The organism is Spirulina sp. LEGE 11439, from assembly GCF_059821285.1.
In genome coordinates this window covers 24,152-51,028 of sequence record NZ_JCAMRX010000012.1, presented here as the reverse complement: position 1 = coordinate 51,028, position 26,877 = coordinate 24,152, and the positions used below count along the sequence as shown (strand labels likewise).

Genomic DNA, 26,877 nt, shown 5'->3' with positions numbered 1-26,877 from the left:
AAATATGGCAAGATAACTCCAGTTCATCTCTAGATTGGGAGTCTATGCAATTACTCGATTGGCTAATTGTCTTGCTTTATCTGGCCTTCGCGATGGGATTGGGTTTATTTCTCACGGGGAAAGGGTCAAAAAGTTTAGTTGATTTTTTCGTGTCCGGGCGATCGCTACCTTGGTGGTTGGCGGGGACGAGTATGGCGGCGACGACTTTTTCAATTGATACCCCCCTGTATATTGCAGGCGTAGTGGGCAGTCGAGGGATTGCAGGCAATTGGGAGTGGTGGGGGTTTGGTATTTCCCACGTGATTTTAATCTATGTCTTTGCGAGACTGTGGCGGCGATCGGAAATTGTCACCGATGCCCAACTCACAGAAATGCGCTACGGGGGAGATATGGCGGCAATTCTGAGGGCAACGAAAGCGTTTCTCTTCGCCCTACCGATTAATTGTATTGGTATCGGTTACGCCATGCTCGCAATGGTAAAAGTAGTAGACGCATTACAACTCTGGCAAAGTGTCGGGATTGAACCGGGAGAGAATATTAAACTTTTTAGCGTTATTGGGGTGAGCATTTTTGTTTTAATTTATTCGAGTTTTTCGGGACTGTGGGGAGTTGTTGCGACAGACTTTTTCCAATTTTTCTTGGCTTTATTCGGTGCGGTTGTTGTTGCTATTTTTGCTCTCAATTCTGTGGGAGGAATTCACGAACTCATTCCCGCCGTGCAAAATGCAACAGATATTGATGTTTTAGCATTTATTCCCATTACTAATAATTTTCAATGGAGTGATGTTGCCGGCATTACCAGTACGACTTTTGCGGCTTATGTCTTCTTGCAATGGTGGTCATTTCGTCGTAGCGATGGGGGAGGGGAGTTCATCCAACGTCTCGCCGCCGCAAAAGATGAACCCGAGGCGGAAAAATCGGCTTGGTTTTTTAATATTCTGCATTACATTGTCCGGACTTGGCCTTGGGTGATTGTTGCTTTGGCTGCGATCGCCATTTACCCCAACTTAGAAGACCGAGAGTTGGGCTATCCCAAACTGATGTTAGAGTTTTTGCCGACGGGACTTTTAGGCATCACGGTTGCCTCTCTCGTTGCTGCTTTTATGAGTACCGTTTCTACTTCAATCAATTGGGGGGCATCTTATTTAACTAATGACCTCTATTTGCGCTTTTTTCGTTCTGAGGCAACGCAACAGGAGTTAGTTTGGGCGGGACGCATTGCCTCAATTGTCGTCACGATTTTAGGAGGATTTGCGGCATTTTATGCAACGGATATTCGCACGGTATTTCGCTTGGTGATTGCGGTAGGAACCGGGCCGGGATTGGTGTTAATTTTGCGGTGGTTTTGGTGGCGCATCAATGCCGCCGCAGAATTAGCGGCGATGCTGTGCGGGTTTATCGTGGGACTCTTCACCAGTGCAACGCCGATTTTATTAGATGCGTTATTGCGTTTGGGTTTATCTGGGGGTTTCGTTTCGAATCTCGAGAAGGTGTTGCGGAATTTTGCCCAGCTTGATTTCGGTTTGCGTTTGACGGTTATTTCGGGAGTCACGGCGGTCGTTTGGATTAGCGTTATGTACCTGACTTCCCCGGAATCTGATGAAACTTTGGACGCATTTTATACTAAGATTCGACCCAGTGCGATCGGCTGGCAGCGACAGTACCAACGGACGGGATTGCAACCTTTACAGGATTTGCGCTTGGATTTACTGAAGGTGTTGGCGGCGTTATTACTACTCTTTGGGGCGATGTTTGCGATCGGAGGCTTTTTATTGTTACAGCCCCTAACCGGATGGATTTCTCTCGCGATGGGGGTATTAGGGGGCGTTTGGTTGCGGTGGTTGAGTCGTCGGCGTATTTTACCCATGCCGCGTCCGGGTTTGGATGACGATGATATGTTGATGTGATTTTTTATGGTTTTTTGGATAGGGCGATCGCCTTCTTTGTACCGAAAGGCGATCGCTTTTATTCACTAAAAGGGAAAGACAGAATCCCTAAAATTTTGGGCAGTTCTTTGATGTAATATTCATTATTATCAATGGCAAGGGTACGATCCTCAAGCCGAAGAAATCGCCAGACATTTCCTGTTGTTACGCAGCCATAGATTTGAGGAAAGTGTTGCTTTCTCTTCTCATTAAAAATTTGCGCCGCGATCGTAGCTGCCGCACATTGCCCCAATCCCCCGATAATGTTCTCATTCTTCGCTTCAATAATAGTCAATACTGGTGCCTCGATAAATAATTGTTCTTTAGATTTACTCAAGATAAAATCACAAAATCCCGTTAAACCTCGTGTAGAATCAACATCGAATTCTTTGCCGGAGAAAAGCGAAATAGGTTGAGATATCTGATAGCGGATATCTCCTAAAATAGGAGCAAGAATAAATTCCGATCGCGCTTTTTCGCTATTAATTGCGAGGGCTAAAGGTAAATATTCTTGCAATATCTGTTGTAGCAAAGATGAGGGTTGTAACTCGGGAGGATTGGGAAAAAGCGGTCGATCTTCTTGGATAGTTAGTTCGAAATCAGTTTTGACTCGATCGAGAGTAAATTGACTGTAAGACATGGCGATCGCTCCTTGGGATGTTGAATTAACGCTAACAGGTTTGCCAAAGAATGCGATCGCAATCCTGAAATCTTCTTGGATGATTTGGCAAAAAATCTCCGGTCATCAATCTCATTTATATATTAAAATCTCTTCTCTTTTGGTGCGATCGCGACCCAAAATCAACAATCCTCAAAAGCGAACAAAGATTCTAAAACTAAAATCTCTTAGCGATCGCAACTTCGTACAGAAGTATTATTGTTGACCAAAATGCTATTAATATGATAAAAGAGATATTATAAGACCTTACAGATTTCTCGCTTCTCATTTTGTTTCAATTTTGTATTATCTAGAAGGAGAACAAAAATGGAAGCACTTGCTTACAGTTACTCTTACAAAGCTCGTGAAGAGCAGGAGGGAATTGAATATAAATTCCTCAGCGAAACTTTGTACTGGAAAAAGTTACCGAGTTCAGCTTGGCTGGGTTTTCTGAGTGCGATCGTTTTGTGCGGAATGCTGAACAGTGCAAAACCCTCGACAGCAGCACTTTACGTTAATACGCCGAAGGGAAGTTGTCTGCGTGTTCGCAGTGAGAAAAATATGAATCCCCAGAATGTTGTCGCCTGCGTTCGCAATGGAGCGCAACTCAAAAATCCGGTCGCATATCAAGGAAGCTGGACTAAACTTTCCAGTGGGAATTTTGTGTACAGTCTTTATACTCGCAATACGGGTTCTACTGTTAGCGCCAAACAATACGTGCTGAAATTTGCCTCCAAGAGCGATCGCGTGCGACAAGTTCAAACTAAGTTGAAGAGCCTTGGATATGTTTCCATTGGTACTATTGATGGGATATATGGTGCAAGAACTCAAACAGCCGTGAGGAACTTTCAAAAGAATCGTGGTTTAAAGGTTGATGGTATTGCCGGCCGGGCAACTTTGACAGCATTAGGCTTATAGGAGTTTAAATTTTCCGAGTCAAAATACTTATGCTGAAGCGCCCCGGATCGATCCGGGGCGCTTACTTTTTCTATCTTCTTCTGATTTGGAAAAATTTTGATGTTGTTGCGCGATCGCTTTTTTTTCAGTAGAGAGATAAAAACGCAATCTATCCGTTGCTTGCACCCGATGAAATAACTATATTAATGAAGAGCAGACGAGCAAACCGATCGCAAACGGATTGTAGAAACGATCGATCGCCTGCAACAACAAGACGGCGTGAAATTTATAATTCAACTGCGTTGTTTATTTGTCCTCTCCATTAGAACCCGTCTCGGTATCGGTGCGAAATTCAGCCATGAGATTTTTTTCTGGAGGTTCTATAACTGGAGGACTCTGACGAGCATCGGTAATCAACCAATCTAAAGCAGCCGCTTTCACATCGATCGCCGTCCCGTTTTTATCCACGCAATAGCGTCCAAAAACCAACTTATCCACCAAACGCACATCAGAACCCAAGCGAGAATATTCAAAAATCACGCTATTCTCCACCGTTGCCCCACTACAAATATGACAACTCGAACCGATCGCCGTCGGACCGACAATTTTCACCCCATCTTCAATGCGAGTCATGCCGCCAATATAAACCGGCCCCGTGATGTCTACCTTATCTCGGTTCATGACCACATTGAGTCCGGTATAAATTCCCGGTTCGATTTCTTTGCCCGGAATGTCAACAGTTTTAATTTCTCCGCTCAAAACGCCGCGAATAGCGTGCCAGTAGTCGGGAACTTTACCGATATCCACCCATTGAAAATCCATCGGCACGGCGTAAAAAGGAGCGCCCATTTCCACTAACTTCGGAAAAAGATCGCCACCAATATCGTAAACCGTTTTAGAAGGAATATAGTTAATGATTTCTGGCTCAAAGATGTAGATCCCTGTATTAATCGTAGTGCTGAGAGCTTCTTCCACTTTCGGCTTTTCTTGAAATGCCTGAATTCGCCCTTCCTCGTCCGTAACGACGACCCCATAACTGGAAACCTGCTCTTGCGGAACATTTTTGGTAATAATTGTGGCGATCGCCCCTTTCTCCTTGTGCATTTTGACCGCTTTCGTTAAATCTAGATCGATCAGCGCATCACCGCAAAGCACAATAAAAGTATCATCAAAAAAGGGATTGAAATCTTGAATGCGGCGCAGTCCCCCCGCCGATCCCAACGCTTCCCCGATCAAATGACCGTTATCATCGATGAAACCTTCAAAAGAATAGGCAATTTCTACGCCAAAGCGCTGCCCATCGCGAAAATAGCTTTCGATTTCCTCAGCAAGGTGGCTCACATTGACCATAATTTGCTCGAACCCATGTTTTCGCAGCAATTCAAGCAAGAACTCCATGACAGGCTTCTGCAAGATGGGAATCAAAGGTTTAGGTATCGTATAGGTAATGGGACGCACGCGCGTTCCCCGACCTGCTGCCAAAATCATGGCTTTCATGTTAATTTTCCTCGAATCTACTCTCTAAGATTGAATTCAATCCGATTTTATCCCAATCTCTGGGTCGGACTGTCGATTAGCGGTTTTATTGTTAAGTCCTGGTAAAATTCACTTTGGGATAATTCCACTTTAGATTGTGCCGAGAGCAATAATAGCGCCCAAAAAACGCCGACGCGATGATGGGCGGGGGGATGATGCTTCTCCTCGGGTTGCGTTTCGCTCCACCAGTGTACCAATTGATTTAAGTCGATTAAGTCGCGATCGCCGGCCAGTTGAGGAAAAACGTTCTGAAAAAACGCTTCTAATAGCCCCGCCATTTCCGTTAAATTTTCATTATGAGCGAGTTGGGAGATATGGCGTGCCGTTTCCTTGCGAGATTGCGATCGCTTTTTCCGGGGTTGCAAGGATTTTGTTTCCAAAACCGTCGCCATTTCTTGGATCTGTTCGATTAACTCTTGCAGGGTAACGCGGCGGCGACGTAGGGGAGGTGCCGAAGGACGGCGACGAATGTGGCGCTCTAAACGTAGGGGTAGAGCTCGTTCGCGGGGATCGAGTTCTTCGTTGAAAAATTCTTCCTCTTCTTCCTCTTCCTCCTCTCCCATGCGTTCTAAGGTATTGGCTTTCAATAACACCAGCATAGATGCCCATAGGAAGGCTTGGCCGGATTGGGATAAATTGGCCGTTTCTCGGTCGGGTTGGGGGGTTGCGGTTAAAGAAAGCTTGCTCAAGTAGCGATCGATCGCTTCGACGACATTCACATCCCAAGGATTGATTTCTCCTTGTTGGGCGAGGTCGAGGAGGACGGCGATCGCGTCTCGGGCGAAGTTGCTGGACATTTTGGGAATGGAGAAATGAGGAGAGGGAAAAATCAAAAGTTTTGGAGGTTTGGCAAATTCGTCCAAACCCCCAAAACCCAATTTATTTTTTGGCTGGAGGGAGAGTGAGTTGGGTTTCGAGTTCTTGTTTGTAGCGTTTGATATCTTTCTCTAACTCTTTGATGCGTCTGTCTTTTGACCGCGATTGATTCATATCTTGTAAGGACAGGATCTGACGTTGCAGTTTCACCCAAACACTGAATAACCACGCCAAAGTTGCTCCGACTCCCATTGTTAACACTAATTCTACCGAGAGCGGTGCTTGGACTTTAAAACCCGGAATCAGTTGAATGGTAACTAATTCGATATTTTCGAGGCAAAATAGCCCGATCGCCAGACTAAAGAGAAAAATAAGTAAAAAGTTGATTTGTCGCATGGGGAACATGAGTTATTTCAGATAGATAGAGCCAAATCGGTAACGGGGAAGCGATCGTCATAACTTTGTCGATAAATCGTTAAAAAACTTTACAATAGAGTGAGTAAAGTTTTTCGCTCCCCATACCTTACAAAATACAAGATAGCCCATTCGATGAACATTTCTGTTGCCAATCTGCGTCAAAATTATACTCGTTTCGGACTGAAGGAAACCGATGCCGATCGCGATCCCATCCAGCAATTTAAAATGTGGTTTGAGGAAGCGATCGCGGCAGATGTTCCCGATGCCAACGCCATGACCCTCGCGACGGCAACCCCAGAAGGCAAACCGACAGCGAGAATCGTTTTGCTGAAAGGATTTGACGATCGCGGTTTTGTCTTCTATACCAATTACAACAGCAAAAAGGGTCGGCAATTACAAGGGAATCCCTATGCTTCTCTCGTGTTTTGGTGGCAGCCTATCGAGCGCCAAGTTCGCATCGATGGGTCTGTGGAAAAGGTTTCTCCAGCAGAATCCGATCGCTATTTTGCCAGTCGTCCCCTTGACTCGCAATTGGGGGCTTGGGCTTCGGAGCAAAGTCAAGCGATCGGCGATCGAGAAGTTCTCGCACGACGCTTTCGCGATCTCGAGGCACAATATGCAGGAAGAGAGATTCCTCGTCCTTCACACTGGGGAGGATTTCGAGTCATTCCCGAGGCGATCGAATTTTGGCAGGGTCGCCCCAGTCGCCTTCACGATCGCCTCTATTATTGCCGGCAACAGGATGGTACGTGGATGCGAGAACGTCTCTCTCCCTAAGAGTTGAAATTGGGAAGTTGGGGATGCAAATCTAAATTTTCTCTTTTACCTCGGGGATTCCCGAAATCGATACGCTAGATTAAAAACAAACCGATATTTCAGGAGAGCGATCGAACAGTGAACTCAATTGTCGAACAGCGCGACTATACCGTAATTATCGATAAGAGTGGCAGTATGTCCACTCCAGATCAGCCCGGTGGCAAGAGTCGTTGGATTGCCATCCAAGAAGCTACCCTTGCCCTAGCCAAGGAATGCGACAAGTTCGATCCCGACGGAATTACGGTTTATCTGTTTTCGGGAAGATTCAAACGCTACGATAATGTCACCCCCGATAAGGTATCTCAGGTCTTCATCGAACACCAGCCGATGGGTAAAACCGACCTTGCTTCTGTTCTTTATGATGCCCTCGATAATTATTTCCAACGCAAGGAGGCAGGAGAAGCCAAACCCAATGGAGAAACGATTATTATTGTCACCGATGGGGAACCCGACGATCGCAAATCGGTCATGCGCCTAATTATTGAAGCCTCCCGCAAAATCGATCGCGATGAAGAATTAGGAATTTCTCTCATTCAAATTGGTCGCGATAAGTTAGCCCGAGAATTTCTCGTTGCTCTTGACGATCGCCTTGCTGCAGCCGGGGCTAAGTTTGATATTGTTAATACCGTGACAATTGATGATATCGATAAGGCAGAAATTAGCTTAACTGATGTTCTTCTCAAGGCAGTTTTAGAATAAATTTTATTCAATGAAAATTGAATTTACCTCTGGCTTTGACCAGAGGTTTTTTTACGTCTTGTTTTTCGATTTGACGGATTAAAATGGCGATGATATTTTGAACTAGACCTCGAGAGATAAGAGAAAAAAGTATGGTAACTCGCATCCTTTTTGAAGAGTCCGGCTTGAGCCTTCCCCCTGTTTGTCCCAATTGTGACGACCCGACGGCATCGCAAGTCAGACTTCACGGAGAGTATCGGCAATCGCGTCGAGTCCGTACTAACACCTTCTCCGCCATGTGCCAGCCTTGTAAATCTCACCGCAAGACAGCGATGACTCTCAGTCTCCTTGGTCATTGGTTGGGCGCGATCGGTGGGGCATACGGAGGATTAATAGCAACTGCTGGCTTAATTCCTGATGGTGTCGAGCTAAATGGGGGCTTGCTTTTGGCTATATTGACGGTAGTGCTAGCGATAACCGCTCGTTTGGGTTGGGTCTATGGAAAAGTCTTAATATTATTACTGTTTTGCAAATTGATTCCCCGGGGAATTGGTGCGATGCACGCCATATCTCTCGATGTTCTTTCATTCGAGATGACTTGGTTGGTCATTCGCGACGATCCTTGGGCGCAGAAGGTGCAGGGAGGAGGAAAACGCCTCACGGATAAACGTCCACGTTTTTGGGAACAAATTTTTTGGATCTTGTTTGGGTATCCTTATTTCTTCATTTTCAACCAGTACGAGCGCAGTAAAGAAGTTAAAAAGACGATAGATAGTTTAGACTAATATTCTCTCTGTGAGATGGCTGAGCGATCGCTGTTGATTTGAGCCAGAGTTTTTTGTGGATGCGATCGTTTTTACTGAGACTTATTTTTTATCAATCTATTAAATAATTAAGGAGAAGAGCGATTTTAACGCTTCTTCTCCTTAATTATTTAATCGCTAACTGGTTTTACGCCGCATGACTCAAGAAACAGAAATCCCTTCAGTTCTTTTTAAGTGTAGAGATAAGCCTGTCTCAATTGCCAGTTCACATCGCGATTGACTTCACTTTGAACGCGATTGCCACGCAAACAATGTTCTAATTTGATATCGTCAACGAAAAATTTGATTTCCAGAGAGCGTCCTCCCAAAGCCACTTCATTAACCCAAACCCTCGGATCTTGCCATTCATTGCGAGAACTCTTGAAATCTTCTCGCAACCAACTCCGCAAGGTTTCAATGGCATCGTCAAGACGGGTTTCTTCTCCTGAAGGATCGTTGAGTTTGCGGAACAATTTATTGAGTTTGAGCTTGAGCAAACCGATTTTTTGTTCCCACTCTTCCGGTAATGTCTGTTTATCGTCTCGCATCAAATCCGGATCTTTCAACCATGCCTCATACCAAGCGCGAATAAGGCCGATTAATTTTTCCGAACCCATATCCTCTGGCATCTCTTCTAAGCGAGCCTGTCGATTTCGTCGCTTGCCTCGCTCTGCCTGCACCTCCAAGCCAACATTCGTGCAAATATCCACAAAATCACCCTGAATCGAACGAATTTCATCTAAATCTAATCCTCCGCGTTCGAGAAGATTGATTTTTTGAGAGAGAAGATTGAAAGATTCTTCAATTTTGCCCAGCTGTACATTAACGGCCTTTTCAGTTAGTAAGCGCTTGCGTCCAGCTTGGCGCTTGCTTTCGACACTATCTGTCGCTCCTGAAAATCCGTAGAATTTATCAATGAATTCGAGTTTGCGATCGATGTCTCCCAAGGTATCGGGATGAGCGAGAACAACAGATTCAATGACACCAATTGCTCTGGCGGGATCGACATCAGCTTTGAGAGGAATGGTTAAAGAATAATAGTAGTGAGAAGTGGGACGGCTGAGGTTGATGATTTGTTGACTCTCAAATTTACCGTTGGGCAGATAGGTTTGACAGTGGGTATCGATGATATACATCTCTGTTACCCGCAAACCGATCTTTTTAATAATGGCGCGAGAACCGTCAGGTAAGCCGATGACATCGCCAAACCGAAAGGGCGTATCGATCAAGAGAACCAAACCACTTGTAAAGTTGGCGAGAATATCTTTGAGGGCAAAACCCAAGATAAAAGAAATACCACCGATCGCAACCCACAATCCCGTTAAATCGATACCCAAACTTTGGATGACGAACAAACCTCCCACCAAATAGATGATGACGGGAAGCATGGTTTCAAGGATGGGAACGAGAACGTCATCCCACATAGCCTCGCTTTGTTCGGCAAACTTTTTCAGGGCGTAGACGACAACTTCTGTAAATAGCTTTGATACCCAAAATGTCACCGCGATCGCGATCGCCGCACTCAAAATATTCTGTACCCAAGGATAGGCTTTGAGTACTTCCAATTTGGAGAGGGCAATTTTCAGGCTGATGGAGAGAGCAACGATGACCGAAGGCAGGCGCGAAACATTCAAGGAAACGAGGGGTAAATCGTTTCGCAGACGGCGAAACCACAAGCGTAGGATGAAGAAGAAGAAAATATAGAGAACGAATATCACCCCAGCCGAGATCGCTAAGTCTTGGAAGAGTGTATTCAGTTCTTCCGAGGAGACAGAGACTATATCTTGTATAGCTTGGGGGAGAGTTAGGCGAAATACCATCTTAGGTGATTGTTGTTCAGGATTACTTCCGATATTTTACCGACATTTCTCCTTTTTGAATATCGCTGGAATTGTTGAGTCAAGTATTTCAAGGTCTTGCAACAATTCTCAATATGTCCTTCAACAAATCTTTATGTTTTTAAAGAGAAGCGATCGCGGCATAAGATTGGAGAAACTTGCTATTTTTTTTATTCTTAAATGTCAAGTTTCTCGGGGATTTTTTCTTAAGTGTAGAGATAAGCCTGTCGCAATTGCCAATTCAAATCGCGATTAATCTCACTCTGAACGCGATTTCCTCGCAAGCAATGTTCTAACTTGATATCGTCAACGAAAAACTTCACGTCTAGATATCTGCCTTTCAAATCGACCTCATTTACCCAGACTCTTGGATCTTGCCATTCATTGCGAGAACTCTTGAAGTCTTCTCGCAACCACTGTTGTAGGGTTTCAATCACATCGTCAAGACGGGTTTCTTCCCCAGACGGATCGTTGAGTTTGTAGAATAATTTGTTGAGTTTGCTCTGGAGTAAACTGAGTTTTTGTTCCCATTCTTGAGGCAAAAGCTCTTTGTCTTCCCGCATCAAATCTGGATCCTCTAACCATGCCCGATACCAAGTCCGGACGAGACCAATGAGTTTCTTCTCGCCCATTTCCTCTTGCATCTCGGCAAGGCGTACCTGTCGATTGCGTCGCCCGACTCGTTCGGACTGCACTTCTAGGCCAACATTATCGCAAATTTCGAGAAAATCGCCTTGAATGGAGCGAATTTCGTCTGCATCTAATCCTCCTTGTTCGAGCAGTCCAATTTTTTGGTAGAGAAGCTCGAAAGATGCCTCAATTTTATCAAGTTGAGTATTGACAGCTTTTTCAGTAATCAAGCGTTTTTTGCCAATTTCCCGCTTGCGATCTACATTCAGAGACGTTCCCGAACACCCGTAATATTTATCAATAAACTCGAGTTTGCGATCGATGTCCCCCAAGGTATCGGGATGAGAAAGAACGACGGATTCCATCAAACGAATCGCGCGAGCGGGATCGACATCGGCTTTAATGGGAATATTCAAGGTGTAGTAATAATGGAAAGTGGGACGGCTGACATTAGTAATTTGCTGACCTTGTAATTGACCGTTGGGAATATAGATATCACAGTGAGTGTCGATGATATACATGTGCGTCACTCGCAAACCGATTTTTTTAATAATGGCGCGAGAACCATTGGGTAAAGCAATGACATCCCCGAAGCGGAAGGGTGTATCAATCAACAGCACTAAACCACTGGTAAAGTTGGCGAGGATATCTTGCAGAGCAAAACCCAAGATAAAGGAAATTCCGCCGATCGCCACCCATAAACCCGTTAAATCGATGCCCAAACTCTGGATAAATACCAAACCTCCCACTAAATAAATAATGACGGGAAGCATGGTTTCGAGAATGGGAATGAGGACATCGTCCCACATGGCCTCGGTTTGTTCGGCAAACTTTTTCAAAGCGTAGGCGATGACTTCCGTAAATAGCTGCGAGATCCAGAATGTCACCGCAAGGACGATCGCCGCACTGAGAATATTCTGCACCCAAGGATAGGTTTTCAGTACTTCTAGTTGGGAGAGGGCGATTTTTAGACTGATAGCGATGGCAACGACAACCGAAGGCAAGCGCGAAACATTCAAGGAAACGAGGGGTAAGTCGTTTCGCAGACGACGAAACCACAAGCGCAGGATGACAAAGAAGAAAATATAGAGAACGAATATCACTCCAGCAGCGATCGCCAAGTCTTGGAAGAGTGCAGTCCACTCTGTCGATGTGACTTGTACGGCTTTAGGGAGAGTTAGGCGAAAGACCATCTGGGGTTATTGTTGTTTGAGGATTACCTCCGATATTCTACAAATTTTTGTCATCTCGCAAATCTTTTGTAACAATATTGAGTAAAATAATGCAAGGTCTTGCAATTATTCTCAATATTTTCTTTACAAGAGAATTTCCATTAGGAGGTATAGCGCTCGTGTCTACAGACGTACTGGAAAAACCTGCAATTGGTCAAAAAACAGCAACGGTTCGTAAGATTGCACCACGTTATCGCGTTTTACTGCATAATGACGACTTTAATTCCATGGAACACGTCGTCCAAACGCTCATGAAAACTGTCGGGGGACTGACGCAGCCTCAAGCAGTCAGTATTATGATGGAAGCTCATAATAATGGTATTGCTTTGGTCATTACCTGTGCGTTAGAACCGGCGGAATTCTATTGCGAAACGTTGAAAAATCATGGCTTAACGAGCACAATCGAACCGGATGAGTAGAGATTACTGAATATATGTGTTGATGTGTCTGTTTTTTGCCTAAGATTTAATTCGAGGAAATCATTTTGAAAACAGTTTGTTTGTTCATTTCTCAACGCCCAGCACCTCAACGGCTGGGCATTTTTGTTATTATCCTTGCGATCGCATGGCTTCCTTTCTTTATTCCGTTACATTTTTTGTTGAGTTACGATACAAATTTGCGTGCGATCGCAACGATGAGTATTCTTTATCTTGAATTTCTCCTCTTGTTGCGTTGGTGGGGTCGAGACATTTGGAAACTCCCTTCAGTTTTTAAGCATTATGGCTTAATTTGGAGTCGAAAAAATGGGACGGAATTCATTAATAGTTTAGCCGTTGGTTTGTGGATGATTCTTACGTTATTTGCACTAATGGGAATTTGTGGCTGGGCAATTTTTCAACCCTCTGCAAATCTTATCAACGTAATTTTTGAAGGTTTATTAATGTCTGTTGCGATTGGCTTTGCTGAAGAGTTGTTATTTCGCGGCTGGTTTTTAGATGAATTAGAACGAGATTATTCAGTCTCAGTTTCTCTTTGGGCAAATGCACTTATTTTTGCTGCCGTACATTTTATCAAACCTTTGGCAGAAATGATGCGGACTTTTCCCCAATTTCCGGGATTGATGTTATTAGGGTTAATTTTAGTGGGGAGCAAACGCAGATTTAATAATCGCTTAGGGAGTGCAATCGGCTTGCATGCAGGTTTGGTTTGGGGTTATTATATTATTAATGTTGGGAATTTAGTCGAGTATAGCGATCGCGTTTCCTCGTGGATTACTGGAGTCGATCGCAATCCTTTAGCAGGATTAATGGGATTGTGTTTTTTAGGAATTCTTGCTTTTATCGTACAGGTTATTCCCAGTAAAACGGCTGAAGAAAATGAGATTTAAAGACTTTTGAGGGAAAATCAATGACAAAATCCGGTATGAAATTAGGGCGCACGATCGCGATCGGCGATATTCACGGTTGTGCGATCGCATTTGATTTACTTTTGGCTGCGATCGCACTGCAACCTGAAGATACAATTATTACTTTAGGGGACTATATCGATCGCGGTAATGATTCTCAAGGGATTCTCAATCGCGTTATTTCTTTGCATCAAAAAGGGCAATTGATTCCTTTAACTGGAAATCACGAAATCATGCTACTTGAAGCTCGTCAATCTCAAAATAAAGAATGGTTTTGGCGACAATATGGCGGGAAAGAAACATTAGAATCTTATAGCATCACCGGACAATTAGCAACGTTAGACAGTATTCCCGTAGAACATTGGCAATTTATTGAAAAAACTTGCGGTAAATTCTGGGAAACAGAAACACATTTTTTTGTCCATGCCACTGTCGATCCAAATATTGCATTAGATGCTCAACCCAATCATAAACTCTTTTGGGAAAAATTAAGAGTGCGAGGATCGGTACCGCATCAATCTGGGAAAACAATGGTATGCGGTCATACTTCTCAAAGAACTGGTAAACCGATTCATTTTGGCCATGGAATTTGTATTGATACATGGGTTTATGGTGAGGGATGGCTGACGGGTTTTGATGTCAATAGTGGGGAAATCTGGCAAACCAATCAAAAAGGAGAAACTCGAATTGGTTGGATCGATGATTTTAAGGTTGGGAATTAGCTTGCATCGATCGTAAAAGGAGATTCGGAATGAAATTAGGAAGAACGATCGCGATCGGTGATATTCATGGTTGTTCCCGTGCTTTCGATTTACTTTTGGCTGCGATCGCGCTGCAACCTGAAGATACAATCATTACTTTGGGGGACTATATCGATCGCGGCAATGATTCCCAAGGTGTTATCGATCGTCTCATTTCTCTGCATCAAAAAGGACAATTAATTCCTTTAAAAGGCAATCATGAAATTATGCTACTTGAATCTCGTCAATCTCAATATGAAGAACGGCATTGGCGACAGTTTGGAGGTGAAAAAACCTTACAGTCTTATGTCACTCCCGGACAAACAGCAACACTAGAACATATTCCTATAGCGCATTGGTGGTTTATTGAGAAAACTTGTTGTAATTTTTGGGAAACAGAAACTCATTTTTTTGTTCATGCCAATGTCGATCCGAATATTCCTTTAAATGCCCAATCCAAATATACGATCTTTTGGGAAAAATTACGAGAATCGGTATCGCATTATTCTGGTAAAATTATGGTATGCGGTCACACTTCTCAAAAAAGTGGTAAACCTCTTAATTTCGGTTCTACAGTTTGTATTGATACATGGGTTTATGGTCAAGGTTGGTTGACGGGTTTTGATGTCAATAGCGGCAAAATCTGGCAGGCGAATCAAAGAGGACAAATGCGATCGGCTTGGATTGATGAATTTACGGTCTAGATGTTTCTTGAATTGACGTATAACATGAAAAAGAAAGAATTTGGGGATTTTCAAACACCTTATATTTTAACCCGAGAGATTGTACAATTGCTCGGAGAATATCAAATACAACCTGATATCGTTATAGAACCAACCTGCGGCCTCGGAGTTTTTTTGCAATCGGCTTATGAATATTGGCAAAACCAAGTAGAATATTTTGGTTTTGAACTCAATTGGGAATACTTTCAATATTCTACTCAGCAATTTTCGGACTTCGAGCGCATCACCATAAAACAACAAGATTTCTTTACTTTTGATTGGAATTTATTTTTAAACAAATTTGTCAATAAACAGATTCTTCTATTAGGTAATCCTCCGTGGGCGACGAATTCTGCTCTAGGAACAATGGAGAGTAAAAATTTACCTCAGAAATCAAATTTTCAAGGCTACAAAGGCTTTGCAGCTAAAACAGGTAAAGCAAATTTTGATATTGCAGAATGGATTATTATTCGTTTATTAGAGTCAGCAATTCATTCTCAAGGGTATTTAGTCTTTCTTTGTAAAACTGCTACAGCAAGAAAGTCTCTTTTTCACTTCTGGAAGCAAAAAATAAATATCGGTCGCGCTCAATTATATTTGATTGATGCAAAAAAACATTTTCAAGTAGCAGTTGATGCCTGTTTATTAGTTGTAGAGTTATCTAAGCAATCGATGAATCAATCTGCTATAGTTTATTCTTCATTAAGCGATAATAAAACAATTCTCTACGAATTTGGGTTACATCAAGGTGCAGCGATCGCAAATTTACGCAACTATGAAAAATACAAATATCTTGATGGTCATTCTAGTTATCAATGGCGCTCTGGAGTCAAACACGATGCAGCAAAAGTAATGGAACTTTCTTGCAAGAATAATAAATTAATAAATGGTTTTGGTGAAACTGTCAATCTCGAAGAAACCTATCTTTACCCTCTCTTAAAATCATCAGATATTGGCAATGGGCGATCGCTTGCTAAAAAATATGTTATTGTCACTCAGAACTCTTTAAAGGATGATACGCAAGAAATTGCAATTCATGCTCCTAAAACATGGGCGTATTTATCTCAGTATTCTCAAATTCTTGATAATCGTAAAAGTTCAATTTATAAGAATAAGCCGAGATTTTCGATTTTTGGAATTGGTCAATATAGTTTTTCTCAATGGAAAGTGGCAATTTCGAGTTTATACAAGAATCTGCATTTTTCTCTCGTTCCTCCTCTAGATTGCAAGCCTACAATGGTCGATGATACTTGTTATTTTATCCCGTTTGAATCTCAAGCAGAATCAGAATATTGGGTGAATTGTCTCAACTCAAAAAAATGTCAAGATTTCCTCAAATCGTTAATATTTTTTGATGCTAAGCGTGTTGTCAATGTTGATATATTAATGAGAATTAATCTAGCAAAACTGAGGGATTGAGATTAATTATAGGATCGAATATTTTTTGAATAGTGAAAATTTGTCTATTCAACTAGACAATATTTCTTTAAATGATTTATAGATACATTACTAAGAGAGATGCGATCGCATTTGTCCCAGAAAATAGCCGACTAAATATAAAGAGCCACCTAAAACCACTAAATCATCTGTAGTGAGTGCTTTATTCATTGCAGGAAAAAGATCTGAGTCAGTTTGACAAAATGATAAATCTGGACAAACTTGTTTTGCTAGTACTGCTAATTTCTTGGGTTCAGTATAATCTTTATTGGGAATGGGAACGAAATATATGCGATCGCAAGGTCTTAATAATGCTGCTAAAATTCCTTTTTGGTCTTTGGTTGCTAAAATACCGAGAACCCATGCGATCGGCACATTCAAAGTATCGACATATTGCCGCAATATTTGAGCGGCTGCGGGGTTGTGCGCCCCATCAATAAGGATTCTCTGCTGTTGCCATTGCATCCATTGTAAGCGCCCTAACCAGAGTGTTTGAGTAATGCCTGTTTGGATAGATTCTGAGGAAATATGCCAGCCTTTTTGCTGTAAGATTTGTAGTGCTGCGATCGCGATCGCGGAATTCATTAATTGAGCGTCTCCCGGTAAAGGTAACTCGTATTCAATATTGTTATATTTTGCTTTATTTTCTGCTATTTTTGTTGCAGGTTCTACCCAGACAGTCGGACAACTTAAGGTTTTGATTTTCTCGTGTATTACTTGTTTTGCTTCTAAGGGTAATTTACCTATAATTGCAGGACAATTTGATTTCAAAATCCCTGCTTTTTCTCCAGCAATTTCAGCAACAGTATCCCCTAAAATTTGCCAATGTTCTCGACTGAGAGAGGTAATAATCGTCACAAGAGGAGATTCGCAAACATTTGTTGCATCTAAGCGTCCCCCTAAACCGACTTCCATAACAGCAATATCGACATTCTCGCGAGCAAAATAAAGCCATACGGCGGTGGTAAAGACTTCAAATTGAGTGGGAGGATATTCTGGAGCGATCGCGTGAATAACTTCCTTCATTATCTCTTCTAATTGTTCTGCTTTAATTTCCTCTTCATTAATACAAATTCGTTCCGTCCAATTCACTAAATGTGGAGACGTATAACGACCGACCTTATAGCCTGCTACTGTTAACACTGAAGACAAATAAGCACAAACTGAGCCTTTTCCATTTGTTCCTGCAACATGGGCGATCGGGACGCGATGATGAGGATTTCCGAGATTATCAAGAAGGTGCTGAATTCGTTCTAATCCTAAGTTAATACCAAATTTTTGAAAAGGTTTGAGAAGCTCGTTAATATCCATTCTATTTGCATCGAGAATTTGTTTTATTTGCTGGGCGATCGCATTTATAATTAAGGGAGTTGATTAAAAGCGATCGCATTGGAGATTTATTGTCATGGTACAAGCGATTCCTAAACCCCTGACCTTAGAAGCGTTTCTCAAACTTCCAGAAACCAAACCCGCAAGCGAATATGTCAATGGAGAGATTAGACAAAAGCCCATGCCACAAGGACACCACAGTGCAATTCAACTCGAACTTTCTGCTGCAATTAGTAGCATTCTCAGACCGGCTAAAATTGCGAGAGCATTTACCGAATTACGTTGCACCTTTGGAGGGCGATCGATAGTTCCAGATAGTTGCGTGTTTATTTGGGAGAGAATTCCTCGCGATGAAAGAGGTAAACTGACCAATGTTTTTCGAGCGTCTCCAGACTGGACGATAGAAATTCTCTCTCCAGACCAAAGTTCTACGAAAGTGATTAAAAACATTCTCCACTGTTTGCAATATCAAACGCAAATGGGTTGGCTTATCGATCCTGAAGAGGAAACAATTCTAGTTTATCGTCCCCAGCAGCAAGTTGAATTCTTTGACGAACCCCAGCAAGTTCTTCCCGTCCCCGACTTTGCTAAGGACTTTAAACTCACAGTAGAAGCGCTATTCGGCTGGTTATCAGAGTAGAAGGAGGAAGAAAACCGTACCTAGCGATCGCTTCTCCTCCTTTCCTTCATTCCACAAAATTCCCGAAACCCTTTTATATGAAGATTTTTCCGTTAATTCCTCAATCTTCAAAAAATACTTGACCGAACGTTCCAAAACTGTTAGAGTAAGTTCAAGAAGGTTAAAGAAACAGCGTCTCACGAATTCATGTTTTGCGATCGCTCTCTTTTTTTGGCCAATTCTGGAACGAACATTCAAAAAAAGTTACTATTTCAGGAGAAATACCATGAGTCTGACTCAAGATCTCGCCGATTTACTCACACAGAATCGCGCCAAACAGCCAGAAGAAGCAAAAGCAATTATGGCAAAAACAGATCGCGATCTGGCGGAATCCGGAATTATCGATCGCACCTTAAAAGTAGGTGAAAAAGCGCCTAATTTCATCTTACCGAATGTTAACAATCAATCTGTAGAACTGCAAAAGTTTTTAAAACAAGGAGCAGTTGTTTTGTCCTTCTATCGCGGCGGTTGGTGTCCTTATTGCAATATGGAATTGCGCGGCTTACAAAAAGCATTACCCGAAATTCAAGCACTTGGTGCAACCTTAGTGGCAGTTTCGCCAGAAACCCCCGATAACTCTCTCTCTACAGCCGAGAAAAATGAATTAACCTTTGAAGTTCTTAGCGATCGAGGCAATCAAATTGCTCGTGAATTTGGTTTAGTCTTCACTGTTCCTGAAGAATTACGCCCGGTTTACGATAAATTTGGTCTCGATATTCCCGCGCACAATGGCGATACAACCTTTGAATTACCCATTCCTGCAACCTATGTTATTGCACCAGATGGCAAAATCATTCATGCTTTTGCGAATACAGATTATACTAAGCGCCTCGATCCCGAAGATATTATTGCAGCACTGAAAAAAATCGAGGTTGCAGTTTAAGAAAGAAGAGAAAATAAGGAATAGATAATCGAAAAATATCCTTGCTCTATTCCTTATTCCCAAAATCTAAAAACCAACGATCGACAAAACAGGAAAATAAGACAATGGCTAACAATACCAAATACATTACCCTCAATGAAGAAAACTTTTCTCAAGAAGTTCTCAAAAGCGATCGCCTTGTTATCGTCGATTTCTTTGCCCTTTGGTGCGGTCCCTGTCGCGTCATGAATCCTATTATCAACGAATTGGCAAAAGAATTAAACAGGATCGTCAAAGTTGGTAAATTAGATGTAGATATTGCACCCAAAATTGCCAGTGAGTATGCCATTCAAGCCGTCCCTACTCTCATTTTCTTCCATCATGGTAGAGTGGTTCGGCAAATTCCGGGACTGATTTCCAAACAAGCCATTCTCGATGAAATTCGGGAATTAATCGGAGAAGAAAACGCGATCGCTGCTTAATTCTCAAGGCTCGTAATTCTACTTTCAGAATTCTTCTCAAAATAATAACTCTAGCCTGTAGAGTCCTCTCTCGAATGTTCGAGAGAGGATTGACAGCGTAATAACCCAACCCGTGCCAATGGCAAGAAAGCCGCGATCGCAAGCGAGAAATTGGTACACTAAGAAAAATGCAAGCACGAGATTAACGACACATGATCCCTACCGTCATTGAATCATCAGGTCGCGGCGAACGCGCCTTTGATATTTATTCTCGGCTTCTCCGAGAGCGTATCGTTTTTCTCGGACAGCCCGTCACCGATGAACTCGCCAACTTAATCGTTGCTCAACTTCTCTACCTCGAAGCTGAAGACTCCGAAAAAGATATTTATCTTTACATTAACTCTCCCGGTGGCTCTGTTTCTGCCGGTCTGGGTATTTTTGATACCATGAATCAAATTCGTCCAGATGTTTCCACGATTTGCGTGGGTTTGGCTGCCAGTATGGGAGCATTCCTTCTCAGCGCCGGACAAAAAGGCAAGCGCATGAGTCTACCTCACTCCCGTATCATGATTCACCAACCCCTCGGGGGCGCTCGGGGTCAAGCAACAGATATTGAAATCCAAGCCAAGGAGATTCTGTATCTTAAAGCCTTATTAAACCGCCACCTCGCCGATCGCACGGGACAACCCCTCGAACGCATTGAAACTGACACCGATCGCGACTTTTTCATGTCGGCTGAGGAAGCCAAAGAGTACGGCTTGATCGATCAGGTAATCGATCGCCGTCCTTCCGATAGCAACCCCCCTAATTAAGATTTAACAGGATGAGAGATGAGGGATAAAGGATACATTTCTCATCTCCTTCAAGTTCTTCGAGCCACTCAAGTCCCGCAACTCTCCCCTTACTTTCTCTAATGCCCGCAACTCTCACTAAAGCTAATCTCAACCGCCCCGAAGTTCGCCGACTTGATAACGGTTTAACCATTGTCGCCGAACAAATGCCTGTGGATGCCGTAAATTTGAATGTCTGGCTCAATGTTGGCTCTGTTTGCGAAACCGACGAAATCAACGGCATGGCGCATTTCCTCGAACATATGGTCTTTAAAGGCACCTCCAAACTCGATAGCGGCGAATTCGAGCGGGCGATCGAAGAACGGGGAGCCGCTACCAATGCGGCAACCAGCCAAGAGTACACCCATTATTACATCACAACAGCCCCCAAAGATTTTGCCGATCTCGCTCCTCTACAATTAGAAGTAATTCTCAACCCCAGTATTGCCGATCGCCCCTTTGAACGCGAGCGCATGGTCGTTTTAGAGGAAATTCGGCGATCGCAGGATAATCCCAGTCGCCGCACTTATGCCCGAGCCATGGAAACTTGTTTCGAGCGCTTGCCTTATCGCCGTCCGGTTCTCGGACTGACTGAAATTATCGAGAAGTTGTCTGCTCAACAAATGCGGGACTTTCATCGCTATTGGTATGCCCCGGAAAACATCACCGCCTCTGTCGTCGGAAACTTGCCTGTAGAAGAATTATTCAAGATCGTGACCGAAGCCTGCGATCGCGCTTACTCCCATCGTGGCGATCGTTCTGCGCCAAATTCTCTTACTTTTCACCCCGAACCCATTTTTGAAGAGATCGTGCGGTGTGAGGAGGAAGACGAACAATTGCATCAATCGCGTCTAGTGATGTTATGGCGGGTACCTGGAAAAGAGGAATTAGAAACCAGCTACGCCCTTGATGTGCTAGCGGCTATTTTAGGACAAGGAAGGATGTCTCGGCTCTTCCGCGACTTGCGAGAAGACCGCCAACTGGTTTCTTCCATCGGTACGAGTAACATTACTCAAGGTATTCAAGGGGTCTTTTATATTGCCGCACAACTGGATGCTAAAAATATTCCTGAAGTTGAGAGCAGTATTCTCGAACATTTACGCTCCTTTCGAGAAGAACCCGTCGATCCCGCAGAGATCGATCGCATTCGCGCTCAAGTTGCGAACCGCTTTGTTTTTGCTAACGAACGTCCGAGCGATCGCGCTAATCTTTACGGCTATTATCAATCGCAAATGGGAACTTTAACTCCCGCTTTAACCTATCCCGATCGCTTGCGGGCGATCGAAGCCGAGGACATTCAAAAAGTCGCCCGAGAGTACCTCAACCCAGAAGCTTATGGGGTTGTCGTGATGAAAGGAAAAACTTAGTAACTTGAGTTCGATGAACGGCGATCGCTCCGGGTTGAGTTCTAACTTTAACTGTCTTGTCTTTTGTTTAAAGTTTGAATTGTTCGTCGCCAAAGCGATCGCAAATATTTCAATTGATCGATCGCATGGAGAATAACAAATCCGAGAAAAGTATAGGCAAGCCAAAAATGTAAATTACGTGCCAACTCAACAACCTCTTTATTCATCGGAAAAATATCCGGTAAATTGGCAATCCAGAAAAAAGAAACCCCATTACTTTGATAGGAATTAGAGAGGAAAAACCCGCTCAAAGGAACCCCCAGCATAAACAGATAAATTGCTGCGTGCAACAGAAACCGACGTATCCATTTACTGGTAAATTTAGGAAAGCGATGGGTATATTTGCGCCACCAAACCTGTTGTAAAATGAAGATACGCCAAGTCAACAAGGCTAAAGTTAAGCCCCCAAGAGATTTGTGAAAAATGTAAGCGTGTTCCCGGATCGCGGCTTGATCTGGCATTTTGACCATGACCAACCCGACGACAAGCAGTAGTAAATAACAAGTTGCCATCCACCAGTGCATCGACCACAATTGCTTGAAGGCTGAAGTTAATCGAGATTGGGTTTTCCTGCTTCGGGAAGTTGTTTCGCGAGAAGTCATCGAATTCCTCCTAAACCTGAGAGTAGGGACTAGCGATTTACTCTTTGATACCTACAATATTATAAAAATCTAAAAACTTTATTAAATTTATTACATCTTTTTCTAGTGTTCTCTTCGCCAGAAATGCCCGAGTCGTTGTTCTTAAGATTCTTTCCTTGTCTCTTTTAAGCAAGAAAAATAAGGTCGGCAAAAATTGCGATCGCGAGGTAAGCTAAACCTTAGTAGGCATTCAAGACAGATCGAATTGCGAATGAAATCATTATTAATCCGTTGGACGGCAACCTTCAGTATTTCTCTAGGCATCCTCTTCAGTCTCGGAGGGCCAAACTCCATTGCTCGGGCGCTACCCGATGCAGATGTCGAGCGCATTCTTTCTCCCGTTCCCGTTTTTATGATTACGGATGGTGAAGGCAAACCTTTAACAGCTTCGAGGGAAGAAGGGCAAGCCTTTACCGGCGTATTCCTCAGCCGTCGAGAAGCCCAATCATTCATCAGCGATCTGGGACAAAATCAACCAGAATTGGCTCGCCAACTACAGGTTTTAACCCTGTCCCTCCTCCAAATCGTCCGTCAGGCTCGATCGCAAGATGATATTTGGTTTGAGTTTGTCGCGATCCCGGGGCAAGTCGAAGCCGCACAACAAATTCAGCAAGATTTTCAAGGTACCCCCATTTTTGCTGCCAAGGCTGGAGCCGAGGGAGGATATCTCAGTCTTACAGTCAACGATCGCCAAGCTATCCCTTTTTTCTTTGAGAAAGAAAAACTCGACGATCTCGTCAACCGCTTTACTCAACAAAATCCCGCTCAAGCCAACACGGTTAATATTCAAGTCATCCCTTTGGAATTAGTCATCTCGACGTTAGAAAGTTCTCAAGAAGAAACCTTGAAACAAGTCGTTCTTGTTTTGTCTGATGAATCTTTACAATACGTGCGATCGCTCCAGCAACAAACGCCTTGATAGCAATTTACAATTCGATCGATTGGATTCCTTGTTAAACTTGGGATGTAGGCAAATGCTTGGCGAATTTAAGGATTAAACGATTATGTGGCAAATTCTTGGTGTTATCGCTATTGTGGTTTATGGCCTTGGGATTTGGAAATTTTGGAAAGGATATAAGCACACTAATTTCCAACCCGGTATAACCAATCGCATTATGTTCGCACTACTCTGGCCGGTTTTGCTCATTGCGAACAAATCTTATCGGCAAAATTTTCAGAAAGCCCTAAAAGGACGATAGGCGCGATCGCTCATTAAATCTCTTGAAAACGCTGAAAAAGGTCTGGACGATCGGCGGCACGAGTGAAAGTCGCGAGATTGTGGAATTGCTAATTTCTCGCGAGATTGCTTGTATCGTCACCGCGACCACGGAAAGCGCCCGATCGCTCTATCCCGTCAGTCCTTTCCTTGAAATTCGCACGGGACGCTTAACCCCAGACAAACTTGCAGAATTTTTAGAGCAAGAACCCATTGCGGCGGTGGTGGATGCGTCTCACCCTTATGCCAGCAGTATTTCCCGTAATGCGATCGCTCTCACTGCTCAATTTAATATCCCCTATTTGCGCTACGAACGCCAGACTTTAGAATCAGAGGGGGATATTTTAGTGCAGAGTTTTGCGGAATTGGTTGCGGGGAATTATTTGCACGATCGCCGAGTCTTGCTGACGGTGGGATGTAAAGCCCTGCCCTATTTTCGCCCGTGGCAGGAACGAGCGACACTTTTTGCTCGCGTCCTTCCTGCTGTAAACTCATTAGAGGCAGCGATCGCGGCGGGATTTTCTCCCTCTCGACTTATTGCTCTGCGTCCTCCCATTAGTGCCGAATTTGAGGAGGCACTCTGGCAACAGTGGCAGATCGATCTCGTGGTGACTAAAGCCTCGGGACGGGCAGGAGGGGAAGATATCAAGCGATCGGTTGCTGCTAAGTTGGGCATTCCTTTGCTGGTGGTAGCGCGACCGCCTGCGAGCTATCCCCGACAAACGGCAAACTTAGAAGCTGTTTTCACATTTTGTTATCGTATTTTAACTGAGGAGTATCACAATGGCAGACCCTATCACCCCGGAAATTAGCGATCGTATTTGTAAGCACATGAATGAAGATCATGCCGAAGCGATCGCCTTATACGCTCGCGTTTTTGGCAATACTCCAGAAGCCACTCAAGCTCAAATGCTGGCGATCGATCCCCAAGGCATGAATTTAAACGTACAAGTTAACGGTCAAGAAACGACCGTGAGAATTGCCTTCGATCGCACTCTCGCTGACTCAGAAGATGCTCACCATACCCTCATTGATATGGTCAAAAAAGCACGGACGGCAAAGGGCAAACCGTAAAAAATTATGCAGAGATGGTGAGGGGGCGAGATAGCGATTGAAATTACCAAAACCTCCTCTTTTTCTTAACTTTTGCTGGAGGAATTTGTTCTGGAGTTGGAGTTTTGGCAATTTGGGGTTGTTCTGGGGTTTTGGGTTTAATCGCTTTAGGACGTTCTTGTTTTGCCGCTTTTTCGATTTGGTTTCGTTCTTCTTTATCGAGTTTAACCGCCCAGTCTGGCTTATCTGCCATTTCACCAATGGGAATGTAAATGCCGGCGAGATCGAATTCTTCTTTGTAACGTTTTCTCAAAATTCGTTGGATTTGTAAATGTTTTCCCGGTTTAACCTTGGTTTTGGTATGAATGATAATGCGAATCTCGCCAAACTCTTCAATCCCTTCAAACTGCGTTACTTCGAGAACATTTTCGTTTTCTTCTTGCAATTGATAACCAATTTCTTCGACAATGGTGTAAACGCGATCGAGATTGGTATTATAATCGACACCAATATCAACGGCAGCATAAACAAACTCTTTAGAATAGTTCGTAATTGAAGTAATATCCCCATTCCGTAAAATATGAACTTGTCCGTGATGGTGGCGAATTCGCGTCGTTCTCAATTCGATCGCTTCCACATATCCCGATGCTTCGTCGGTTTCGATATAATCCCCTACTAAATAATAGTTTTCAAAGAGAATAAAGAAGCCGGAAACAATATCATTGACTAAGTTTTGCGCCCCAAAACCAACCGCTAAACCTAAAATCCCCGCACCCGCTAAAATGGGACCCGGATCGACTCCAATGGTATCGAGCATAAAAACACCTGCTCCAAAATAAACAAGATATTTAGAAATACTCTGAACCAGAGGAGTAATGGTTTGACGGCGTTGTTTTTGAGTAGAACTTAATTCTTGAGATTTGAGTAATAATTCTTCAACAACCAAATAAATGACTGAAATTAAGATGCGACTTAAGAGAACGATCGCGATCAATTTAATGCCCACGGGACCCCAATCGGCTAAATTGGCAACAAAGTCAACTTGTTGCACCACGAGGGTTGCCATGACAACATAAATGATATATTCCAAGCAACGCTTGAGGAAGGAGATTAAATGCCGCAGTTGCTCGTAAAATCGTAAGAGATTATCAGGGCTGGAGTATTTAACACTGAGACCGTCAAGGCTATCAATAACCACGGCAACTATTTTGAAAATCAGTAAGCCAATGGCGATAATGACATAAATTCGTAGCAGGACATATAAATATTTAGTGACAACAGTAGGAAGAATGAGAAATTGAGCGCAGAGAATGACAATTGCGATCCAGGACGCACTATTAATATTATTTTTAAAGGCATTGAAAAATTCAGCGACACTCTCATCATTATCCGCAATTCCATCAATATTTTGGGCGTATTTGGAAATAATATCTAGCAAGCGGTTAAAAATTCGCAGGACAATACTTGCTGCAATAATGGCTCCAATACTTTTAACAATTCCCAACCCCAGGGCTATCCAAAACTCTGTCGGAATTTTACTGATGAGGTCTAAGCTATAATCGCGAACATTTTTACCGCGATAGATGAGAAATCCATTTGCGCCAATAATTCCCAAAGATAAGAGAAAACTAACGACAAAAAGAAAACCTCGAACATTACGACGAATTGTTGCCGCGCTATTTTTATTTTTAGCCAGTAAAGGAAGTTTAAAAATTTGTCGGTATAGTCTGCCAAAGAACCAATCAACCAAAAAGAAAAAGATCAGAACTAAACTAACTTCCGCAACAATTGTAATAATATTAATTGTCATGGCTGTCATGGTCGATTGCTCCTTGTTAGATAAAGCATTACTTTAGGTCACTCAATTTTTTCATTATCTACTCATTTAGCGATCTGAGTCAAATTACATT

30 protein-coding genes are annotated in these 26,877 nt (G+C 43.1%); 20 read left to right on the top strand and 10 right to left on the bottom strand.

The features are described from left to right. Window positions 1–44 precede the first annotated feature (44 nt). Window positions 45–1,907: a sodium:solute symporter family protein gene (locus tag AC6RV6_RS10880; RefSeq protein WP_500240862.1), complete on the top strand. Its 1,863-nt coding sequence runs from the start codon at window positions 45–47 to the stop codon at window positions 1,905–1,907. Window positions 1,908–1,965: 58 nt separating this feature from the next. Here AC6RV6_RS10880 and AC6RV6_RS10875 read toward each other — a convergent pair whose 3' ends face one another. Further along, the gene (locus tag AC6RV6_RS10875) at window positions 1,966–2,565 is read right to left on the bottom strand and encodes a hypothetical protein (protein WP_500240861.1); all 600 of its coding nucleotides are present in this window, start codon (window positions 2,563–2,565) and stop codon (window positions 1,966–1,968) included. On the opposite strand from AC6RV6_RS10875, the gene AC6RV6_RS10870 reads away from it, so the two are divergent. Both AC6RV6_RS10870 and AC6RV6_RS10865 read left to right on the top strand, forming a co-directional pair. Then, window positions 2,564–2,809 carry a hypothetical protein gene (locus tag AC6RV6_RS10870; protein WP_500240860.1) on the top strand — a complete coding sequence of 82 codons (246 nt, stop codon included), beginning with the start codon at window positions 2,564–2,566 and terminating at the stop codon, window positions 2,807–2,809. The two genes, AC6RV6_RS10875 and AC6RV6_RS10870, sit on opposite strands and share 2 nt — an antisense overlap. Before the next feature lie 101 nt (window positions 2,810–2,910). After that, window positions 2,911–3,501, top strand: a complete 591-nt coding sequence (locus AC6RV6_RS10865; RefSeq protein ID WP_500240859.1) for a peptidoglycan-binding domain-containing protein — start codon at window positions 2,911–2,913, stop codon at window positions 3,499–3,501. 285 nt (window positions 3,502–3,786) lie between these two features. Here AC6RV6_RS10865 and AC6RV6_RS10860 read toward each other — a convergent pair whose 3' ends face one another. From AC6RV6_RS10860 to AC6RV6_RS10850, 3 genes are all read right to left on the bottom strand, one after another. Further along, on the bottom strand, window positions 3,787–4,977 hold the full coding sequence (locus AC6RV6_RS10860) for a nucleotidyltransferase family protein (RefSeq protein ID WP_500240858.1): 1,191 nt from the start codon (window positions 4,975–4,977) through the stop codon (window positions 3,787–3,789). Between the two features lie 47 nt (window positions 4,978–5,024). Further along, window positions 5,025–5,813: a segregation/condensation protein A gene (locus AC6RV6_RS10855; protein ID WP_500240857.1), complete on the bottom strand. Its 789-nt coding sequence runs from the start codon at window positions 5,811–5,813 to the stop codon at window positions 5,025–5,027. An 82-nt stretch (window positions 5,814–5,895) separates the two neighbouring features. Beyond that, on the bottom strand, window positions 5,896–6,228 hold the full coding sequence (locus AC6RV6_RS10850) for a lipopolysaccharide assembly protein LapA domain-containing protein (RefSeq protein WP_500240856.1): 333 nt from the start codon (window positions 6,226–6,228) through the stop codon (window positions 5,896–5,898). A gap of 153 nt (window positions 6,229–6,381) precedes the next feature. On the opposite strand from AC6RV6_RS10850, the gene pdxH reads away from it, so the two are divergent. The 3 genes from pdxH to AC6RV6_RS10835 all read left to right on the top strand — a co-directional run bounded on the left by pdxH (window position 6,382) and on the right by AC6RV6_RS10835 (window position 8,528). Further along, window positions 6,382–7,026, top strand: coding sequence for a pyridoxamine 5'-phosphate oxidase (pdxH, locus tag AC6RV6_RS10845; protein ID WP_500240855.1), 645 nt, complete (start codon window positions 6,382–6,384; stop codon window positions 7,024–7,026). Between the two features lie 126 nt (window positions 7,027–7,152). Beyond that, entirely contained in the window at window positions 7,153–7,764 is a 612-nt protein-coding gene (locus tag AC6RV6_RS10840) for a VWA domain-containing protein (protein ID WP_500240926.1), read from the top strand. 131 nt (window positions 7,765–7,895) lie between these two features. Continuing rightward, the gene (locus tag AC6RV6_RS10835) at window positions 7,896–8,528 is read left to right on the top strand and encodes a hypothetical protein (protein WP_500240854.1); all 633 of its coding nucleotides are present in this window, start codon (window positions 7,896–7,898) and stop codon (window positions 8,526–8,528) included. Window positions 8,529–8,737: 209 nt separating this feature from the next. On the opposite strand, the gene AC6RV6_RS10830 is transcribed toward AC6RV6_RS10835, so the two are convergent. Both AC6RV6_RS10830 and AC6RV6_RS10825 read right to left on the bottom strand, forming a co-directional pair. Further along, a complete protein-coding gene (locus tag AC6RV6_RS10830) occupies window positions 8,738–10,366 on the bottom strand; it encodes a mechanosensitive ion channel family protein (protein ID WP_500240853.1) in 1,629 nt (542 codons plus the stop codon). Window positions 10,367–10,590: 224 nt separating this feature from the next. Continuing rightward, window positions 10,591–12,207 (bottom strand): mechanosensitive ion channel family protein, encoded by a 1,617-nt coding sequence (locus tag AC6RV6_RS10825; RefSeq protein WP_500240852.1) that lies wholly within the window; start codon window positions 12,205–12,207, stop codon window positions 10,591–10,593. Window positions 12,208–12,365: 158 nt separating this feature from the next. Here AC6RV6_RS10825 and clpS point away from each other — a divergent pair, with 158 nt between their 5' ends. From clpS to AC6RV6_RS10800, 5 genes are all read left to right on the top strand, one after another. Beyond that, complete coding sequence (gene clpS, locus AC6RV6_RS10820) at window positions 12,366–12,665, top strand: ATP-dependent Clp protease adapter ClpS (protein ID WP_500240851.1); 300 nt, start codon at window positions 12,366–12,368, stop codon at window positions 12,663–12,665. Between the two features lie 65 nt (window positions 12,666–12,730). Further along, entirely contained in the window at window positions 12,731–13,573 is an 843-nt protein-coding gene (locus tag AC6RV6_RS10815; RefSeq protein WP_500240850.1) for a CPBP family intramembrane glutamic endopeptidase, read from the top strand. A gap of 20 nt (window positions 13,574–13,593) precedes the next feature. Next, window positions 13,594–14,313: a metallophosphoesterase gene (locus AC6RV6_RS10810; protein WP_500240849.1), complete on the top strand. Its 720-nt coding sequence runs from the start codon at window positions 13,594–13,596 to the stop codon at window positions 14,311–14,313. Window positions 14,314–14,342: 29 nt separating this feature from the next. After that, entirely contained in the window at window positions 14,343–15,035 is a 693-nt protein-coding gene (locus AC6RV6_RS10805) for a metallophosphoesterase family protein (RefSeq protein WP_500240848.1), read from the top strand. A 24-nt stretch (window positions 15,036–15,059) separates the two neighbouring features. Next, window positions 15,060–16,472 carry a DNA methyltransferase family protein gene (locus AC6RV6_RS10800; RefSeq protein WP_500240847.1) on the top strand — a complete coding sequence of 471 codons (1,413 nt, stop codon included), beginning with the start codon at window positions 15,060–15,062 and terminating at the stop codon, window positions 16,470–16,472. Between the two features lie 90 nt (window positions 16,473–16,562). Here the strand turns inward: AC6RV6_RS10800 and AC6RV6_RS10795 are convergent, their stop codons facing one another. Beyond that, a complete protein-coding gene (locus tag AC6RV6_RS10795) occupies window positions 16,563–17,801 on the bottom strand; it encodes a bifunctional folylpolyglutamate synthase/dihydrofolate synthase (protein WP_500240846.1) in 1,239 nt (412 codons plus the stop codon). A 94-nt stretch (window positions 17,802–17,895) separates the two neighbouring features. On the opposite strand from AC6RV6_RS10795, the gene AC6RV6_RS10790 reads away from it, so the two are divergent. From AC6RV6_RS10790 to trxA, 3 genes are all read left to right on the top strand, one after another. Continuing rightward, window positions 17,896–18,459, top strand: a complete 564-nt coding sequence (locus AC6RV6_RS10790) for a Uma2 family endonuclease (protein WP_500240845.1) — start codon at window positions 17,896–17,898, stop codon at window positions 18,457–18,459. Between the two features lie 265 nt (window positions 18,460–18,724). Then, on the top strand, window positions 18,725–19,381 hold the full coding sequence (locus AC6RV6_RS10785; protein ID WP_500240844.1) for a peroxiredoxin-like family protein: 657 nt from the start codon (window positions 18,725–18,727) through the stop codon (window positions 19,379–19,381). Window positions 19,382–19,422: 41 nt separating this feature from the next. Continuing rightward, window positions 19,423–19,842, top strand: a complete 420-nt coding sequence (gene trxA / locus AC6RV6_RS10780) for a thioredoxin (protein WP_500240843.1) — start codon at window positions 19,423–19,425, stop codon at window positions 19,840–19,842. A 36-nt stretch (window positions 19,843–19,878) separates the two neighbouring features. Here the strand turns inward: trxA and AC6RV6_RS10775 are convergent, their stop codons facing one another. Continuing rightward, window positions 19,879–20,019 carry a hypothetical protein gene (locus AC6RV6_RS10775; protein ID WP_500240842.1) on the bottom strand — a complete coding sequence of 47 codons (141 nt, stop codon included), beginning with the start codon at window positions 20,017–20,019 and terminating at the stop codon, window positions 19,879–19,881. 14 nt (window positions 20,020–20,033) lie between these two features. Between AC6RV6_RS10775 and clpP the strand changes: the two genes are divergently transcribed. After that, on the top strand, window positions 20,034–20,633 hold the full coding sequence (gene clpP / locus AC6RV6_RS10770; protein WP_500240841.1) for an ATP-dependent Clp endopeptidase proteolytic subunit ClpP: 600 nt from the start codon (window positions 20,034–20,036) through the stop codon (window positions 20,631–20,633). Between the two features lie 101 nt (window positions 20,634–20,734). Next, on the top strand, window positions 20,735–22,018 hold the full coding sequence (locus AC6RV6_RS10765) for a M16 family metallopeptidase (RefSeq protein ID WP_500240840.1): 1,284 nt from the start codon (window positions 20,735–20,737) through the stop codon (window positions 22,016–22,018). A gap of 47 nt (window positions 22,019–22,065) precedes the next feature. On the opposite strand, the gene AC6RV6_RS10760 is transcribed toward AC6RV6_RS10765, so the two are convergent. After that, window positions 22,066–22,659, bottom strand: coding sequence for a cytochrome b (locus AC6RV6_RS10760; RefSeq protein WP_500240839.1), 594 nt, complete (start codon window positions 22,657–22,659; stop codon window positions 22,066–22,068). A 250-nt stretch (window positions 22,660–22,909) separates the two neighbouring features. On the opposite strand from AC6RV6_RS10760, the gene AC6RV6_RS10755 reads away from it, so the two are divergent. The 4 genes from AC6RV6_RS10755 to AC6RV6_RS10740 all read left to right on the top strand — a co-directional run bounded on the left by AC6RV6_RS10755 (window position 22,910) and on the right by AC6RV6_RS10740 (window position 24,988). Then, window positions 22,910–23,617: a Tic22 family protein gene (locus tag AC6RV6_RS10755; RefSeq protein ID WP_500240838.1), complete on the top strand. Its 708-nt coding sequence runs from the start codon at window positions 22,910–22,912 to the stop codon at window positions 23,615–23,617. An 85-nt stretch (window positions 23,618–23,702) separates the two neighbouring features. Beyond that, window positions 23,703–23,897 (top strand): hypothetical protein, encoded by a 195-nt coding sequence (locus AC6RV6_RS10750; RefSeq protein ID WP_500240837.1) that lies wholly within the window; start codon window positions 23,703–23,705, stop codon window positions 23,895–23,897. A 22-nt stretch (window positions 23,898–23,919) separates the two neighbouring features. Beyond that, window positions 23,920–24,726: a cobalt-precorrin-6A reductase gene (locus AC6RV6_RS10745; protein ID WP_500240836.1), complete on the top strand. Its 807-nt coding sequence runs from the start codon at window positions 23,920–23,922 to the stop codon at window positions 24,724–24,726. Beyond that, window positions 24,698–24,988 carry a DUF2470 domain-containing protein gene (locus AC6RV6_RS10740; RefSeq protein ID WP_500240835.1) on the top strand — a complete coding sequence of 97 codons (291 nt, stop codon included), beginning with the start codon at window positions 24,698–24,700 and terminating at the stop codon, window positions 24,986–24,988. Before AC6RV6_RS10745 ends, AC6RV6_RS10740 begins: the two co-directional genes overlap by 29 nt. Window positions 24,989–25,031: 43 nt before the next feature. On the opposite strand, the gene AC6RV6_RS10735 is transcribed toward AC6RV6_RS10740, so the two are convergent. Continuing rightward, on the bottom strand, window positions 25,032–26,786 hold the full coding sequence (locus AC6RV6_RS10735; protein WP_500240834.1) for a mechanosensitive ion channel family protein: 1,755 nt from the start codon (window positions 26,784–26,786) through the stop codon (window positions 25,032–25,034). Window positions 26,787–26,877 lie beyond the last annotated feature (91 nt).

Coding starts and splice junctions, on each gene's coding strand:
- AC6RV6_RS10880 (WP_500240862.1), top strand. CDS start 45: ATGCAATTACTCGATTGGCTAATTGTCTTGCTTTATCTGGCCTTCGCG.
- AC6RV6_RS10870 (WP_500240860.1), top strand. CDS start 2,564: ATGGCGATCGCTCCTTGGGATGTTGAATTAACGCTAACAGGTTTGCCA.
- AC6RV6_RS10875 (WP_500240861.1), bottom strand. CDS start 2,565: ATGTCTTACAGTCAATTTACTCTCGATCGAGTCAAAACTGATTTCGAA.
- AC6RV6_RS10865 (WP_500240859.1), top strand. CDS start 2,911: ATGGAAGCACTTGCTTACAGTTACTCTTACAAAGCTCGTGAAGAGCAG.
- AC6RV6_RS10860 (WP_500240858.1), bottom strand. CDS start 4,977: ATGAAAGCCATGATTTTGGCAGCAGGTCGGGGAACGCGCGTGCGTCCC.
- AC6RV6_RS10855 (WP_500240857.1), bottom strand. CDS start 5,813: ATGTCCAGCAACTTCGCCCGAGACGCGATCGCCGTCCTCCTCGACCTC.
- AC6RV6_RS10850 (WP_500240856.1), bottom strand. CDS start 6,228: ATGCGACAAATCAACTTTTTACTTATTTTTCTCTTTAGTCTGGCGATC.
- pdxH (WP_500240855.1), top strand. CDS start 6,382: ATGAACATTTCTGTTGCCAATCTGCGTCAAAATTATACTCGTTTCGGA.
- AC6RV6_RS10835 (WP_500240854.1), top strand. CDS start 7,896: ATGGTAACTCGCATCCTTTTTGAAGAGTCCGGCTTGAGCCTTCCCCCT.
- AC6RV6_RS10830 (WP_500240853.1), bottom strand. CDS start 10,366: ATGGTATTTCGCCTAACTCTCCCCCAAGCTATACAAGATATAGTCTCT.
- AC6RV6_RS10825 (WP_500240852.1), bottom strand. CDS start 12,207: ATGGTCTTTCGCCTAACTCTCCCTAAAGCCGTACAAGTCACATCGACA.
- AC6RV6_RS10810 (WP_500240849.1), top strand. CDS start 13,594: ATGACAAAATCCGGTATGAAATTAGGGCGCACGATCGCGATCGGCGAT.
- AC6RV6_RS10805 (WP_500240848.1), top strand. CDS start 14,343: ATGAAATTAGGAAGAACGATCGCGATCGGTGATATTCATGGTTGTTCC.
- AC6RV6_RS10800 (WP_500240847.1), top strand. CDS start 15,060: ATGAAAAAGAAAGAATTTGGGGATTTTCAAACACCTTATATTTTAACC.
- AC6RV6_RS10795 (WP_500240846.1), bottom strand. CDS start 17,801: ATGGATATTAACGAGCTTCTCAAACCTTTTCAAAAATTTGGTATTAAC.
- AC6RV6_RS10790 (WP_500240845.1), top strand. CDS start 17,896: ATGGTACAAGCGATTCCTAAACCCCTGACCTTAGAAGCGTTTCTCAAA.
- AC6RV6_RS10785 (WP_500240844.1), top strand. CDS start 18,725: ATGAGTCTGACTCAAGATCTCGCCGATTTACTCACACAGAATCGCGCC.
- clpP (WP_500240841.1), top strand. CDS start 20,034: ATGATCCCTACCGTCATTGAATCATCAGGTCGCGGCGAACGCGCCTTT.
- AC6RV6_RS10765 (WP_500240840.1), top strand. CDS start 20,735: ATGCCCGCAACTCTCACTAAAGCTAATCTCAACCGCCCCGAAGTTCGC.
- AC6RV6_RS10760 (WP_500240839.1), bottom strand. CDS start 22,659: ATGACTTCTCGCGAAACAACTTCCCGAAGCAGGAAAACCCAATCTCGA.
- AC6RV6_RS10755 (WP_500240838.1), top strand. CDS start 22,910: ATGAAATCATTATTAATCCGTTGGACGGCAACCTTCAGTATTTCTCTA.
- AC6RV6_RS10750 (WP_500240837.1), top strand. CDS start 23,703: ATGTGGCAAATTCTTGGTGTTATCGCTATTGTGGTTTATGGCCTTGGG.
- AC6RV6_RS10740 (WP_500240835.1), top strand. CDS start 24,698: ATGGCAGACCCTATCACCCCGGAAATTAGCGATCGTATTTGTAAGCAC.
- AC6RV6_RS10735 (WP_500240834.1), bottom strand. CDS start 26,786: ATGACAGCCATGACAATTAATATTATTACAATTGTTGCGGAAGTTAGT.